The sequence below is a fragment of the Photorhabdus viridis genome, from assembly GCF_040256935.1.
Classification (GTDB): domain Bacteria; phylum Pseudomonadota; class Gammaproteobacteria; order Enterobacterales; family Enterobacteriaceae; genus Photorhabdus; species Photorhabdus viridis.
In genome coordinates this window covers 1-246 of record NZ_JBEJZY010000423.1, presented here as the reverse complement: position 1 = coordinate 246, position 246 = coordinate 1, and the positions used below count along the sequence as shown (strand labels likewise).

General features: G+C 57.3%; 1 protein-coding gene. It reads left to right on the top strand.

Annotation, left to right across the window (positions count from 1 at the left end; all coding sequences use genetic code 11):
• Positions 1–246, top strand: a 246-nt coding sequence (locus ABR397_RS24010) for a hypothetical protein (RefSeq protein ID WP_350307876.1), incomplete at both ends; no start/stop codon positions are given.

The window sequence follows — 246 nt, the reverse complement described above, 5'->3', positions numbered from 1 at the left end:
AATCCACACAGTGTGATGACGACGGACAATACCCTCAACCTGCCAACCTTCCTGACCCGGGTCACACAGGTGCGGCTGAAACTGCAACAGATGAACGCCAGTGATGACCCGCTGGAAATGGCGGGAAGGCTGGCACAGACGGTGTTTCAGGGCAAAAGCACCGACCTGACAGAGACGCAGGGCTACGGCAATCTGATGGCGGCCAGTTTGGGTGACCCATGGCACGGTTTTGGTCAGACGATGTTC